We start from the raw sequence: 13,607 nt of genomic DNA, 5'->3' as shown, positions 1-13,607 counted from the left end.
GCTAGCAAACTGGACATGGAAAGGACCATGTCCAGCGTAAGACAACTGATAAATTTTATCAAAATAAGTGAAAACCCCACTTTTACTTGAAGTAAAGGTGGGGTTTGTCTACGGTCTGAAACCTCCTTTTTTAAAAAGGAGGTTATTTTAATAACGATTCGTATGGCGTGTGATCGATGTTTTTTTCTTGCAGACGCTTGAGTAAAAACTTATGATCTCGTTTCGGGGTAGCGATAATATACCCGCGAATGATTAAATCCAAATTAATGCTGGCAGCCTGCTCTTTTAATGCCAGCTCTCCAATTTTACCGGCAATTTTTTCTTTGGCGACATCTCTAAAGAGCTCTGGAACAGGTAATACTAGCTCGTTTAAAAGCTGCTTGTCCTCGTCCCGCCAAAGGTGAAGGCTCTTTTGAATATATTCATCCTGCCAATCAAGCTCTGATTTCCCATCTTCTTTTGGCAATCGTTTTAAAAATTTGCGAAACATAAAAAAGCCACCGATCGCTAGTAATCCGATCATTACAGTACCCCAAAATAAAATGAACAACAAAAACCAGCCGCTTAACATGTTCTCACTCCTTACCCCTTATTTCTCTATCCTATTTTACATGAAGAGATGATAGAAGAAAATAACAAAAATGTATGTATATTTGCTCTATAAGTGCATCTTTTTCATTGATAGCCACCCATTTACTAGAATGACCCAAACCATTTAGTAGGAAAAGAATACATTATCGTATAGCGATTCTACTATTTGGCCATGGTGGTTCGCAAAAGGTATTGACTTGAAACGAACGGAAGAGAGCCCACCGAGTGAAGGTAGGCTCTTAATCTTTGAAGGAGGGCATTTGAAAGGAAAATGCACCGTCTCGACGATGAGAATGTTTTTTTATTTTTATCGAGAACATTTGGTTTTCGTAATTTGTGTCAATGTCTTTGTCATTCAAATAAAAAGGGAGCATGACACTTTTTTCAAATGACTGTTCCCCATCATTTGGCTCAGTGACCGTATATGCGAAGATGAGTTCATAGCCAGCAAAGGTCAGCTTTAAATCAGTGATCGACAAGCCGGATATATCCATTTCGATAATATAATCACGGCTTGTTTCATAAAGATCAATTGGGAGGTGTTCTTCATACCATGCAAATGGATCATCCATTAACACATTGAGCCAGTCATCTATTTCAAGAAAATCAGAGGAATTCTTGCTTTTCATTCTCCATAAACACTCCTCCATTACATCTCATATTAAATCATATGATGAAAACTGAAATGTGTGAGGCCTAAAACATCCCGTTTGAACACGGGATGAGTAGGGAATGTTTACATATCATGGTGTGAATTGTGCTTCTGCCTTGTGTGGTTGCGGTTTTTCACTTTCTTACTGCCTGATAATGCCTCAGGTTGCCCGCTATGATGCTCTTTAGGAGAGTGTTGACGGATGTCTTTCCCTGTGTTTTTATTCGTCATGAGTCTTGCTCCTTTCTTATTGGTTATTTTTGCGCTTTTTATTGTTTTGCCTTTGTTCTTCAGTTAAAACGTGCTGATCATTTTCTATATATCCTGCACCTTTTCCTTGGCTTTTGGCTGCGTTCATGCCGTTAATGACATGATTTACTTTTCGTTTTGTCATGTTCTATCACCTCATTTGTAGTATGATCCCGCACCACTTAGTTTATGAAAAGGAATCATTTCCTATTGATAATCTAGACTTATTGAATTTAATAAAAGCATTGTTATTTACTTATGTAAGAAATTGTTTTAAGATGAAATTGTGAGAAAATTGTGGTGAAACACGACGATTTTTCTGAGAATTGAAATTGATCTTGATCATCAAAAGGGGGATTTTGGACATGTCGAAACAGCAGCAAGTCGCTAAACAAGACGCTTTTCAATCTAGAAAAACGTTTTCGACAAATGGAAAAACATATCACTATTATTCGCTAGAAGCACTTGAAAAACAAGGGATCGGAAATGTTTCTAAATTGCCTTATTCTATTAAGGTACTGTTAGAATCAGTGCTTCGTCAAGTAGACGGTAGAGTGATCAAAAAGGAACACGTTGAGAACTTGGCAAAATGGGGAACTGCCGAGGTTAAAGAGATTGATGTTCCATTTAAACCATCTCGTGTTATTTTACAAGACTTTACGGGTGTACCAGCCGTCGTTGACCTTGCTTCTTTAAGAAAAGCAATGGCAGATGTCGGTGGAGATCCGGATAAAATCAATCCTGAAATTCCAGTTGACCTTGTGATTGACCACTCTGTTCAAGTTGACAAAGCTGGAACTGAAGACGCACTAAACATTAACATGGATTTAGAGTTTGAACGTAACGCAGAGCGTTATAACTTTCTTAGCTGGGCCAAGAAAGCGTTTAACAACTATCAAGCGGTTCCGCCTGCGACAGGGATTGTTCACCAAGTGAACTTAGAGTATCTTGCAAGTGTTGTTCATGCAATTGAAGAAGATGGTGAGATCATCACTTACCCAGATACGCTAGTTGGTACTGACTCTCATACTACAATGATTAATGGAATTGGTGTTCTTGGATGGGGAGTTGGCGGTATTGAAGCGGAAGCTGGTATGCTTGGTCAGCCTTCTTACTTCCCAGTGCCAGAAGTCATTGGTGCCAAGTTAGTTGGGGAGCTTCCAAACGGAACGACTGCAACTGACCTGGCATTAAAAGTCACACAGGTATTACGTGAAAAAGGCGTTGTCAATAAGTTCGTTGAATTCTTCGGACCAGGCGTTGCACAGCTGCCATTAGCTGACCGTGCAACCATTGCCAATATGGCTCCTGAATACGGTGCTACTTGCGGATTCTTCCCAGTAGATGCGGAAGCTCTTGCATATCTTCGCCTAACTGGCCGTGATGAAGAACAAATTAATATCGTTGAAGAATATTCTCGCGCAAATGGTTTATTCTATACCCCAGATGCTGAGGAACCAATTTTTACTGAGGTTGTGGAAATTGATCTTTCTAAAATTGAGTCAAACTTGTCTGGTCCAAAACGTCCACAAGATTTGATTTCACTTTCTGAAATGAAAGAAACGTTCCATAAACACCTTGAAAGCCCAGCAGGGAACCAAGGATTCGGTTTAGATAAATCTGAGCGGGATAAACAAATAGAATTTAATCTTCAGAACGGTGAAAAAGCTGTCATGAAGACAGGTGCAATTGCGATTGCAGCGATTACGAGCTGTACAAATACATCTAACCCTTACGTCTTGATCGGGGCAGGTCTTGTCGCAAAGAAAGCAAGTGAGCTTGGTATGAAGGTACCAAACTATGTGAAAACGTCACTAGCGCCAGGTTCTAAGGTTGTAACAGGATACCTTGTGAAATCAGGACTTCTTCCATACCTAAGGGATCTTGGATTTAACATTGTCGGGTATGGCTGTACAACATGTATCGGAAACTCAGGACCGCTTGCAAAAGAAATCGAAGAAGCTGTCTCTGAAAATGATCTGCTGATTACTTCAGTTTTATCAGGTAACCGTAACTTTGAAGGTCGTATCCATCCTCTTGTTAAAGGGAACTACCTTGCATCTCCACCATTAGTTGTAGCGTATGCACTTGCTGGAACAGTTGATATTGACTTAACAAAAGACCCTATCGGTGTTGATAAAAATGGTGAAAACGTTTATTTCAATGACATTTGGCCATCAATGGACGAAATCAACAGTGTCGTTAAAACCACTGTCACACCTGAGTTATTCCGTTCAGAGTATGAAACTGTCTTTGACAGCAATGACCGCTGGAATGAAATTAAAACGACGGATGATGCATTGTATAAATGGGATGAAGATTCAACATACATTGCGAACCCGCCATTCTTTGAAAACCTATCAGTTGAACCTGGTAAAGTTGAACCACTTAAAGGCCTGCGCATAGTTGCGAAGTTCGGTGATTCAGTCACAACTGACCATATTTCTCCTGCTGGAGCAATTGGTAAGGACACACCTGCAGGTAAATATTTGCAAGAAAGAGGCGTGTCGCCTAGAGACTTTAACTCATATGGATCTCGCCGTGGTAACCACCATGTCATGATGAGAGGTACATTTGCAAACATCCGTATTAAGAACCAGATTGCACCAGGAACAGAAGGCGGATATACAACTTATTGGCCAACTGGTGAAGTCACATCCATTTATGATGCATGCATGCGTTATAAAGAGGATGGAACGGGTCTTGCCATTTTAGCAGGTAAAGACTACGGAATGGGATCTTCACGTGACTGGGCTGCAAAAGGAACAAACCTTCTTGGCATTAAATTTGTTCTAGCTGAAAGCTTTGAGCGAATCCACAGAAGTAACCTTGTATTCATGGGTGTACTTCCTTTGCAGTTTAAAGACGGGGAAAGTGCTGAGACTTATGGACTCACAGGAACAGAAACATTTGAAGTGGTTGTTGACGAAACAGTTCGTCCGCGTGATCTAGTCACTGTAAAAGCAATTGATACAGATGGCAATGAGAAAACATTTGAAGTGGTTGTTCGCTTTGATAGTGAAGTCGAAATTGACTACTATCGTCATGGCGGTATCCTTCAAATGGTACTGCGAGAAAAATTGTCAAACAACTAATAAAGCGAAGAAGAGATGGCGCCTCAAAGCTTTCTCTTCTTTTTTAAAATAGTGGAGGATCAATCATGTGGAAAAAAGTAATGGCAAGCGCTGTTTTACTTGTGTTGATTGGTTTACTTGCGTGGAATTTATTCGGGCCAAATGAGCCTGCCATCGGTCTTGAAAAAGGAGATCAAGCCCCTGATTTTGAACTTAAAACACTTGATGGCAAGACCGTATCGTTATCTGATTATCAAGGAAAAAAGGTGCTCATCAATTTTTGGGCGACATGGTGTAAGCCGTGCCGAACGGAAATGCCGGATTTAGATGCAATCAGAAGCGGGAATAATCAAGTTGAAGTACTTGCGGTAAATTTGACCACCACTGAAAAGAGTGTGGATCACGTCGCAGCATTTATTGATGAACTAAAGGTGAGTTTTCCTGTGTTATTGGACCAAAAAGGCATTCAAGCGAGGTATCAGGTGCTTTCATATCCAACTACATACATTTTAGATGAAAAAGGGCGAATCATGTCTGTGAAGCATCAAATGCTGACAAAAAAAGAGATTGCAAAAGAGCTGGATCTATAATGATTCAGCTCTTTTGCTTATTTTCTAAATTTTTTGGAAAAAATGTAATAAACATACTGGAGGTGACTGAATTGAGAAGAAGGAAACGCCGTATATACGAAGAGCTTGTACTTGAAAATAAAAAAGAATTATTAAGTAATGAGGAATTTTTAAACCAGCTTGAAGAAAAGTTGGAAGAGCGTTTTAGACAGAAATAAGTTATGATTTGTCCGTTTTCGTTCATCCTAAAGAGGAGGGAGGGATGAATGATGGGTAGAGAGCATGATAAACAAGCGCAATTTACACCGGACCATTTAGGGACAAAACCTGTAGCATACAAACGGAATAAGGGTAAGAAAATGCATAATAAATCAAATGAACAGCCTGATGTTATACAGACGAAGGGCGAATAAGAGGAGGTAAGCATGATGAGCCACAAGTCATATCAATCCAATCCAGATGATCGTTCTGATAATGTTGAAAAGCTGCAAGATATGATTGAGAACACGCTAGAAAATATCGATGAATCAGAAGCAGCGATGGCTCTTTTAACAGAAGAAGAAAAGCAGATGATCAAGCAAAAAAATGAAAACCGCAGAACGAGTATTGACGTTATGCGTTCTGAAATAAAGGACGAAGAAGCGGCAAGAAAGAATGGATATACCAAATAAACCAGGGATTCCTGGTTTATTTTATTGGCTCTTTTTAGGTTTGGAATGTGGTAAAATGACAGAGACCTTAGGTTTTGATAGGAGAGCGATGAAAACGTGTATGTATCCAAAAAAGAAATAGAAGTCCGTTATGCAGAAACAGATCAAATGGGCATCGTGTATCATGCCAATTATTTAATCTGGATGGAGGTTGGCAGAACAGCGTTGATTAAAGAGCTGGGATTTTCCTATGCACAGCTAGAAGCAGACGGTGTCCTTGCACCTGTTGTAGATCTTCAGGTTCAATATAAAAAACCACTGCTGTACGGTGAATCCGCTACAGTTCATACATGGATTGAAGAGTATAATGGCGTGAAAACAGTGTATGGCTATGAAATTCAAAAGCCTGATGGACAAACAGCTATCACAGGAACCACCTCACATATTTGTGTAGACAAAGACACCTTTAGACCTATTCAATTTAGAAAAGCTTTTCCTGCCTGGCACAAAGTATACGAACAGTCGAAGAAGCAGGTTTGATTCATGGTATTTGTATCAAAAGAAACGATTTGAACCATTCGGAAATAAGGACTATATATCGATGGATAAAACAAAAAAGATACCCGAGGGATGAGGTATCTTTTTTGTTTATTCATAGTGAAACTCTGGTTCTTTCACGGACTCGTTATAATCAATATGCAGATCATGGTTGTCAAAATACCAAATATCACTTTCCTCAATGAAGAAAGTAATGCCTTCTATTTCAGCAGTTGCGCCGGCATTTTGAGGTTCATCCTTTGCGACGCCTAGAGAAAAGCCTTTTTGTACATTACTGCACCCGCCATATCTCACAAAAAAGCGAACATGATCACCTTTTTCTAAATCTAGTTCATCCTTGTACCAATTCAGTGCATCATCTTTGATGGTTAATTTCAATGTGATCGCCCCTTTTTGAAGTCATGCTGTTTTAAAATGCAGGATGCAAAAACAGCTTTTCACTTTTACCACATATTATAAACGGCTAGAGCCATTTGATTTTAGGTTCAGTTTTGTTGAGAATTCGTTTGAGATTGGCGATGTGTCTGTAGATCACAAAGCCAGCAAGAACGGCTACAACAATAATTAAGAATAGGTCTTGGGTGAATATGCTGTAAATGAAAGTATAGATCCCAGTCAGAATTGATGATAAAGAAACATATTTACTAATGTATAAAAATAAGAAAAAAGCAGCGATCATCGTGATAAATAAGAACGGGACATAAAATAGCAACACGCCGCCTGATGTAGCGACCGCTTTTCCCCCTTTAAATTTTGCAAAGACAGGAAAGCTGTGGCCGATAACAGCAGCAACTCCTGCTAGTAAGGGATGAATGTCCAGTTGCATGAAAAACGGTAAAGCTGAAGCAAGAGTCCCCTTTAAAATATCAGCTGAAATAACGATAGACCCTGCTTTTACCCCAAGTGTACGGAATGCATTCGTAGCACCTAGGTTCCCGCTGCCATGTTCCCGGATATCGATTCCCTTTGCAGCTTTTCCGACAATGAGACCTGATGGAATACTGCCAATAAGATAAGCCAAAATAAACATCAAAGCAATTAACATCTGCATAACTCCTTTATATTCTCCCTCTTGTCTTACATTTTAACATGATCTTATGAAAAACATGGCGATCTTTTTTTGAAAAAATAGAAGGGAGAGGAATTCAGCTTTGTATTTAGGAAGAAATTCGTTAAAATAGAAGAAAAGGAGTGTCTGGATGAATCATCCTACTAAACAAGAAATTGGTCGTATACTAAAAAGCAGCAAACGAATAGCTGTTGTTGGTTTGTCAGATCAGCCGCACCGAACGTCCTATATGGTCTCAAAAGCTATGCAGGATGCCGGTTATGACATCATTCCCGTCAATCCAACGATTGATGAAGCCCTTGGTGTGAAAGCCGTTGCCTCTTTAAAAGACATAAAAGAACCTATTGATATTGTCAATGTCTTTAGACGGTCAGAATTTTTGGCTGAGGTTGCAGAGGAATTTCTTGAAATAGATGCCCCTGTTTTTTGGGGACAGCAAGGCGTATATCATGAAGAAGCGAAAAGGCTGATTGAGGAAAAAGGTAAGGTGGCCATCATGGATTTATGCATTAAAGTGGCTCATGTCATGACAAAAACTCATTAAATCGTCAAAAATCCTTGGTTTTTCAAGGATTTTTGCTTTTTTGTTGCAGAAATATATTTGCGATTCTAGAAGAAAACGATAAAATAAGGCGACAGGGATATATCGATGACCTTGCATATCGAGAAAAAGAGCGATAAGATAGATATGGAACATCTGTTCTGTTTTGCTAAAACCATTATATGATTGCATTTGGCTTATGAAACAGTCTTGTTTATAATGGACTTCTAGTTCTGATTGCAGAACCATTCTCATAGCCGTGCAAAAGAGCAAGTATAGCTGAATCGCACATGTATGGTGATGATGCAGCTTATTAAAGTTGACAGTAATAAGCAGCATGATCATCATTAAAATCTAGAGAGATCATTTGATGATTAGTCAGTTCTGTTTGTTAGTGAAAGGGGATTAAGCATTTGGTTAAAAAGCAGCAAGTAGATTATAACGATGATTCTATTCAGGTGCTAGAGGGACTTGAAGCAGTCCGTAAACGTCCAGGGATGTATATTGGTTCTACGGATTCACGCGGTCTTCATCACCTAGTCTATGAGATTGTAGATAACTCAGTCGATGAAGTGCTCGCTGGCCATGGAGATCATATCATTGTCAAAATACATAAAGATAACAGCATTTCGGTCCAAGATAAAGGACGAGGAATGCCTACTGGTATGCATAAGCTTGGAAAACCGACACCTGAGATCATTTTAACTGTCCTGCACGCAGGCGGAAAATTTGGGCAAGGTGGATATAAAACAAGTGGTGGACTTCACGGGGTTGGGGCGTCTGTTGTAAACGCACTTTCAGAATGGCTCACCGTGACGATTGAACGTGATGGCTTTATTTATCACCAGCGATTTGAACATGGCGGAAAGCCAGTCACATCACTTGAAAAAGTCGGGAAAACGAAGAAAACAGGAACACTGATTCATTTTAAGCCAGATCGAACCACGTTCAGTGTCACCACCTATAATTTCGATACATTATCAGAACGTTTAAGAGAATCAGCCTTCTTACTTAAAGGATTAAAAATAGAGCTAATCGATGAACGACATGATGTACAAGAAACCTTTTATTATGAGACAGGCATCGAAGCGTTCGTTGCTTATTTAAATGAGGAAAAAGATGTACTAAGTGAAGTGATCTCGTTTGAAGGTGATCATCAGTCCATTGAAGTAGATCTTGCTTTTCAATTCAATGATGGTTATTCAGAGAATATCCTCTCATTTGTCAATAACGTTAGAACAAAAGATGGCGGTACGCATGAGTCTGGTGCAAAAACGGCGATGACGAGAGCCTTTAATGAATATGCACGCAAAGTAGCTCTTCTAAAAGAAAAAGACAAAAATTTAGAAGGTACTGATATACGTGAAGGGCTGTCTGCTGTTATTTCTGTCAGGATTCCTGAAGAACTGCTGCAATTTGAAGGGCAAACGAAAGGAAAGCTTGGGACAAGTGAAGCTCGATCATCTGTTGATGCCGTTATTTCTGAAAAACTCGCTTATTTCCTTGAAGAAAACCGGGAGACGGCGACCCTTCTTGTGAAAAAGGCCATTAAAGCGCAGCAGGCACGAGAAGCTGCCAGAAAAGCAAGAGAAGAAGCCAGAAGCGGCAAGAAACGGAAGAAGTCCGAAGCGACGTTAAGTGGGAAATTAACACCTGCTCAATCTAGAAACCCAGCAAGAAATGAACTGTACCTTGTAGAGGGTGACTCAGCGGGTGGGTCAGCAAAGCAAGGACGTGACCGAAAATTCCAAGCGGTGCTCCCGCTTAGAGGAAAGGTCATTAATACAGAAAAAGCAAAGCTTGCTGATATTTTCAAAAACGAAGAAATCAACACCATTATCCATGCCATAGGTGGAGGAGTCGGTGTGGATTTTAATGTAGAAGACATCAATTATGACAAAATTGTCATCATGACAGATGCTGATACGGATGGCGCACATATCCAAGTTCTGCTTCTTACCTTCTTCTACCGCTATATGAAGCCGCTGATTGAGCATGGAAAAGTGTTTATTGCACTTCCGCCTTTATATAAAGTCAGCAAAGCATCAGGGAAGAAAGGAGTCATTGAATATGCTTGGTCTGATGAAGAAATGGATGACGTACTAAAGAAAGTTGGAAAAGGGTATACGATTCAGCGCTATAAAGGTTTAGGTGAAATGAATGCCGACCAGCTGTGGGAAACGACAATGAATCCAGAGTCGAGAACACTTGTCAGGGTAAAAATCGATGATGCTGCACGAGTGGAACGCCGCGTCACGACGCTTATGGGAGACAAAGTAGAACCCCGCCGTAAATGGATTGAAAAGAATGTTGCCTTTGGACTTGATGAGGAAAGCAATATTCTTGAAAATGAAAACTTGTCGCTAGCTGAGGAGGTCTAAACATGGCACAACAAGAACGATTTCATGATTTACCGTTAGAAGAAGTGATTGGAGACCGGTTTGGTCGTTATAGTAAATATATTATCCAAGACCGTGCGCTTCCAGATGCACGTGATGGGTTAAAGCCTGTACAACGAAGAATTTTATATGCGATGTATATGGAAGGAAACACGCAAGATAAAAACTTCCGTAAAGCTGCCAAAACTGTCGGTAACGTTATTGGTAACTACCATCCCCACGGTGACTCATCTGTTTATGAAGCAATGGTGAGAATGAGCCAGGAATGGAAAGTGCGAAATGTGCTGATTGAAATGCATGGGAATAACGGAAGTATTGACGGAGATCCGCCTGCTGCCATGCGTTATACGGAAGCAAAGCTTTCTGCGATTGCTTCAGAGCTTTTAAAGGACTTAGATAAAGAAACAGTCGAATTTGTCGCAAACTTTGATGATACTAGCAAAGAGCCTGTTGTATTACCAGCGATGTTTCCAAACCTTCTAGTGAACGGATCAACAGGGATTTCAGCTGGTTATGCGACCGATATCCCTCCGCATCACTTGGGAGAAGTGATTGATGGAGTCATTAAACGAATCGAACAGCCTCATTGTACGGTTGAGGATTTAATGACGGTCATCCAAGGGCCAGATTTCCCAACAGGCGGTATTATTCAAGGTGTGGACGGCATTAAGAAGGCATACGAAACAGGAAAAGGGAAGATTATGATTCGCGGAAAAGCGGAGATCGAAACCATCCGTGGTGGACGTCAGCAAATCGTGATCACAGAAATTCCTTATGAAGTCAATAAGGCCAACCTTGTTAAAAAGATGGACGAGTTCCGAATAGAAAGAAAAGTAGAAGGGATTTCAGAGGTTCGAGATGAGACTGACCGTACCGGCCTTCGAATTGTTGTAGAGCTGAAAAAAGAAGCAGATGCAGATGGTGTCTTGAATTTCTTATATAAAAATTCAGATCTGCAAATCCCATATAACTTTAATATGGTGGCAATACATAATCGAAGACCGACTTTGATGACGCTCACAACCGTACTTGACGCTTATATTGTCCATCAAAAAGAAGTAGTGACGAACCGCTCAGCATATGAGCTTAGAAAGGCGAAGGAACGTCATCATATTGTAGATGGTTTAATTAAGGCACTTTCTATTTTAGATGAAGTCATTGCGACAATCCGTTCGTCTAATGATAAGCGCGATGCGAAAAATAACTTGATAGAGAAATATGACTTTACAGAAGCACAGTCAGAAGCGATTGTTTCTCTCCAATTATATCGTTTAACGAATACGGATATTACCCAGTTAAGAGATGAAGCAGGAGAGCTTGACGTGCGTATTGCAGAACTTGAAGACATTTTAGCGAATGAGAAGAAACTTCTAAAGGTTATTACGACCAGTTTGAAAAAGCTTAAAAAGACTTATGCTGATGAGAGACGATCTGTCATTGAGGAAAAAATCGAGGAAATTAAGATTAACCTTGAAGTGATAATCGCGTCAGAGGATGTATACGTTACGGTGACGAAGGATGGATATATCAAACGGACAAGCCAGCGCTCCTATGCCGCATCTAATGGGAAGGACTTTGGCATGAAGGATACAGACCGGCTGATTCATCAGTTTGATATGAATACAACGGATGTTCTTCTTTTGTTTACGAATAAAGGGAGCTACATTTATTGTCCGGTTCATCAGCTGCCAGATATACGCTGGAAAGACATGGGCCAGCATATTACGAATATTATTTCGATTGATCGTGATGAATCCATACAAAAAGCGATTCCAATTAAAGTATTTGATGATTCGTCATATCTTGTTTTCTTTACTAAAGGCGGTATGGTGAAGAAAACAGAGCTTCTTCAATATAAAGCGCAACGCTATTCTAAACCGCTCGTCGCCTTGAATTTAAAAGGTGATGATGAACTCGTGGATGTTCACGTCACAACAGGCCAGCAAGAATTGTTTATTGCAACGAAAAATGGCTATGGATTAAGGTTTGATGAAGAAGAAGTAAGCGTTGTGGGTCCGAGAGCGGCTGGTGTCAAAGGAATCAACTTGAAGGAAGGAGACGAGGTCGTCTCTGGACAGATCATTGATCCGAAAAACGTTGTCCTTGTGCTGACGACGCAAAGAGGTGCTGTGAAGCGAATGAACCTCTCTGAATTTGATAAAACAACAAGATCTAAACGCGGAGTTCTGATGCTGAGAGAATTAAAGAAAAATCCGCACCGAATTGTTGCTGTGATCGCTGCATCACTGCATGATATACTTGAAATTAATACGGAAAAGGGTGCGATAATCCCGCTTGATATCTCTACTCTAAGAGCGAATGATCGTTATAGCAATGGATCATTCGTTGTAGATGAGGAGGAGCAGGGAGAAGTCACTTATGTTCTTCTGTCACCTGAACCTGCTACAGATGACAATAAATAAGCAAAACGAAACCCCCCTGCGACAGGGGGCTTTTTTGTGATCAGGTCATTTAGCTCTCGTGGTTGCCAAACATGCTCGTGATGGCATGTGCTACTTCAATTCCTTGGTAGACGAAAAGAGAAAGTGAAGTGACAGAGAATAGACCTAGAATGAATAATCTTAAGAAAAATAACATCGTGTAAAACCTCCCATTTTTTGTTTTGATCTAGATGGTTGGGTTAAACACGAGCTACTCCGAAATAAGAAGACTGATAGAACACTGCAAGTAAATGCTTCTTTTTCCGGTCAAATCGATCAGGATAAGTGATGCGTGCAAATCCAGCTGTCATACTGCCAATGATTAGCATGGCTGTAAATGCGGCAAATACTGCGCTCACATGTTTTTGTTTCTTTTCATCGCCCTTTATCTGAACGATTTTCATGTCATGTGATTCTTGATCAGCAACCACCTTCCCATGGTGGTATACCTGAGCGGAATGAGGCATTGAGAACAAATGAAAACTTGCAAGTGCTATGAATAAGACAGCTAATTTTAGACACATATTTTTTTTCATTTTTCTCACCCCTTCCTTTTTATTTTCATGATCTTACCACGTTTTCAGTTATTTGAAAAGTCTTTTACTTTCCCTCTTTAAAAAAAGGGTAAACATCCAGACATCTATTATAGGACTGTTTCACTTCATGAAAGGTTTTAATTTTATTTTTAAAATGACGAAACGCTGAAGGCAGATTGAAAAAAACAAGACAACTGACATTTGCGAAAGGCTTTGAATTTCGTAAACCACAGTCACAATTGGAGATCACGTATGAATTGGCGGTGACGACATTAAAT

Annotated in this window: 17 protein-coding genes; 9 read left to right on the top strand and 8 right to left on the bottom strand. The window is 40.1% G+C overall.

Annotated features, from left to right (window positions below):
* Positions 1–142: 142 nt before the first annotated feature.
* The 4 genes from LC033_RS08790 to sspO all read right to left on the bottom strand — a co-directional run bounded on the left by LC033_RS08790 (position 143) and on the right by sspO (position 1,637).
* Entirely contained in the window at positions 143–571 is a 429-nt protein-coding gene (locus tag LC033_RS08790) for a DUF2621 domain-containing protein (RefSeq protein ID WP_226567887.1), read from the bottom strand.
* 259 nt (positions 572–830) lie between these two features.
* Positions 831–1,220 (bottom strand): Hsp20/alpha crystallin family protein, encoded by a 390-nt coding sequence (locus tag LC033_RS08785; RefSeq protein WP_226567886.1) that lies wholly within the window; start codon positions 1,218–1,220, stop codon positions 831–833.
* A 107-nt stretch (positions 1,221–1,327) separates the two neighbouring features.
* Entirely contained in the window at positions 1,328–1,474 is a 147-nt protein-coding gene (locus LC033_RS08780; protein ID WP_226567885.1) for a small acid-soluble spore protein P, read from the bottom strand.
* Between the two features lie 16 nt (positions 1,475–1,490).
* A complete protein-coding gene (gene sspO / locus LC033_RS08775) occupies positions 1,491–1,637 on the bottom strand; it encodes a small acid-soluble spore protein SspO (RefSeq protein ID WP_226567884.1) in 147 nt (48 codons plus the stop codon).
* A 220-nt stretch (positions 1,638–1,857) separates the two neighbouring features.
* Between sspO and acnA the strand changes: the two genes are divergently transcribed.
* From acnA to LC033_RS08745, 6 genes are all read left to right on the top strand, one after another.
* Positions 1,858–4,587 carry an aconitate hydratase AcnA gene (gene acnA / locus LC033_RS08770; RefSeq protein ID WP_226567883.1) on the top strand — a complete coding sequence of 910 codons (2,730 nt, stop codon included), beginning with the start codon at positions 1,858–1,860 and terminating at the stop codon, positions 4,585–4,587.
* Between the two features lie 65 nt (positions 4,588–4,652).
* Positions 4,653–5,156 carry a TlpA disulfide reductase family protein gene (locus LC033_RS08765; RefSeq protein WP_226567882.1) on the top strand — a complete coding sequence of 168 codons (504 nt, stop codon included), beginning with the start codon at positions 4,653–4,655 and terminating at the stop codon, positions 5,154–5,156.
* Positions 5,157–5,227: 71 nt separating this feature from the next.
* Positions 5,228–5,353: an FbpB family small basic protein gene (locus LC033_RS08760; protein WP_376776427.1), complete on the top strand. Its 126-nt coding sequence runs from the start codon at positions 5,228–5,230 to the stop codon at positions 5,351–5,353.
* A gap of 51 nt (positions 5,354–5,404) precedes the next feature.
* A complete protein-coding gene (locus LC033_RS08755; RefSeq protein ID WP_008357830.1) occupies positions 5,405–5,548 on the top strand; it encodes an acid-soluble spore protein N in 144 nt (47 codons plus the stop codon).
* A gap of 15 nt (positions 5,549–5,563) precedes the next feature.
* On the top strand, positions 5,564–5,806 hold the full coding sequence (gene tlp / locus LC033_RS08750; protein ID WP_226567881.1) for a small acid-soluble spore protein Tlp: 243 nt from the start codon (positions 5,564–5,566) through the stop codon (positions 5,804–5,806).
* Positions 5,807–5,902: 96 nt separating this feature from the next.
* On the top strand, positions 5,903–6,325 hold the full coding sequence (locus LC033_RS08745) for an acyl-CoA thioesterase (RefSeq protein WP_226567880.1): 423 nt from the start codon (positions 5,903–5,905) through the stop codon (positions 6,323–6,325).
* A gap of 108 nt (positions 6,326–6,433) precedes the next feature.
* On the opposite strand, the gene LC033_RS08740 is transcribed toward LC033_RS08745, so the two are convergent.
* Positions 6,434–6,721 (bottom strand): HesB/YadR/YfhF family protein, encoded by a 288-nt coding sequence (locus tag LC033_RS08740; protein WP_226567879.1) that lies wholly within the window; start codon positions 6,719–6,721, stop codon positions 6,434–6,436.
* An 85-nt stretch (positions 6,722–6,806) separates the two neighbouring features.
* Entirely contained in the window at positions 6,807–7,388 is a 582-nt protein-coding gene (gene plsY, locus LC033_RS08735; protein ID WP_226567878.1) for a glycerol-3-phosphate 1-O-acyltransferase PlsY, read from the bottom strand.
* Between the two features lie 154 nt (positions 7,389–7,542).
* On the opposite strand from plsY, the gene LC033_RS08730 reads away from it, so the two are divergent.
* The 3 genes from LC033_RS08730 (at position 7,543) to parC (ending at position 12,775) form a co-directional block, all read left to right on the top strand.
* Positions 7,543–7,956: a CoA-binding protein gene (locus LC033_RS08730; protein WP_226567877.1), complete on the top strand. Its 414-nt coding sequence runs from the start codon at positions 7,543–7,545 to the stop codon at positions 7,954–7,956.
* Positions 7,957–8,366: 410 nt separating this feature from the next.
* Positions 8,367–10,334: a DNA topoisomerase IV subunit B gene (gene parE, locus LC033_RS08725; RefSeq protein WP_226567876.1), complete on the top strand. Its 1,968-nt coding sequence runs from the start codon at positions 8,367–8,369 to the stop codon at positions 10,332–10,334.
* A gap of 2 nt (positions 10,335–10,336) precedes the next feature.
* Entirely contained in the window at positions 10,337–12,775 is a 2,439-nt protein-coding gene (parC, locus tag LC033_RS08720; RefSeq protein ID WP_226567875.1) for a DNA topoisomerase IV subunit A, read from the top strand.
* Between the two features lie 49 nt (positions 12,776–12,824).
* On the opposite strand, the gene LC033_RS16830 is transcribed toward parC, so the two are convergent.
* Entirely contained in the window at positions 12,825–12,950 is a 126-nt protein-coding gene (locus LC033_RS16830) for a hypothetical protein (RefSeq protein ID WP_264188695.1), read from the bottom strand.
* Between the two features lie 43 nt (positions 12,951–12,993).
* A complete protein-coding gene (locus LC033_RS08715; RefSeq protein ID WP_226567874.1) occupies positions 12,994–13,329 on the bottom strand; it encodes a hypothetical protein in 336 nt (111 codons plus the stop codon).
* Positions 13,330–13,607 lie beyond the last annotated feature (278 nt).

This window comes from Bacillus stratosphericus, assembly GCF_020524495.1.
Classification (GTDB): domain Bacteria; phylum Bacillota; class Bacilli; order Bacillales; family Bacillaceae; genus Bacillus; species Bacillus stratosphericus_B.
Note: the sequence above shows the minus strand (reverse complement) of the source record. Positions and strands in the feature narration are given on the sequence as shown.